Origin of the sequence: Ideonella margarita (assembly GCF_038066635.1) — a bacterium.
Classification (GTDB): domain Bacteria; phylum Pseudomonadota; class Gammaproteobacteria; order Burkholderiales; family Burkholderiaceae_C; genus Ideonella; species Ideonella margarita.
The window spans coordinates 1-761 of sequence record NZ_JBBUTI010000034.1 but is presented as its reverse complement, the minus strand read 5'-3'; the positions used below and the strand labels follow the sequence as shown (position 1 = coordinate 761).

The 761-nt window shown below is 63.9% G+C and carries 1 protein-coding gene; it reads left to right on the top strand.

All coding sequences use genetic code 11. The features are described 5' to 3' along the window. Positions 1–761 (top strand): cadherin-like domain-containing protein (locus tag AACH00_RS19825; protein ID WP_341400910.1); only part of this gene is annotated, 761 nt, incomplete at both ends.

The following is a 761-nucleotide window of genomic DNA, read 5'->3' as shown; positions in this document are numbered from 1 at the left end:
CCGGTGCCGGTCGCAACGTACAACCTGACGGATGGCTCCAGCACCGACTCGTCCACCCTGACGATCTCGGTCAACGCTGTCGATGACGCGTTCACCGATGCCAACGAAGTCGTGACGGTCGATGAAGACACCGTGCTGAACGGTTCCGTCTTGACGGGCACCTCCAGCGTCGACGGCCCGGTCACGGTCACCACCTTCACGGTGGCTGGCCTGGCTGGCACGTTCAACGCTGGCCAGACCGCCACGATGGCCGGTGTCGGCACGCTGGTCATCAACGCCAACGGCACCTACACCTTCACCCCGGTTGCCAACTACAACGGCCCGGTGCCGGTCGCAACGTACAACCTGACCGACGGCTCCAGCACTGACTCGTCCACGCTGACCATCTCGGTCAACGCGGTCGATGACGCGTTCACCGATGCCAACGAAGTCGTGACGGTTGATGAAGACACCGTGCTGAACGGCTCTGTCCTGACGGGCACCTCCAGCGTCGACGGCCCGGTCACGGTCACCACCTTCACGGTGGCTGGCCTGGCTGGCACGTTCAACGCTGGCCAGACCGCCACCATCACGGGCGTCGGCACCCTGGTCATCAATGCCAACGGCACCTACACCTTCACCCCGGTTGCCAACTACAACGGCCCGGTGCCGGTTGCTACCTACAACCTGACCGACGGCTCCAGCACCGACTCGTCCACGCTGACCATCTCGGTCAATGCGGTCGATGACGCGTTCACCGATGCCAACGAAGTCGTGACGGT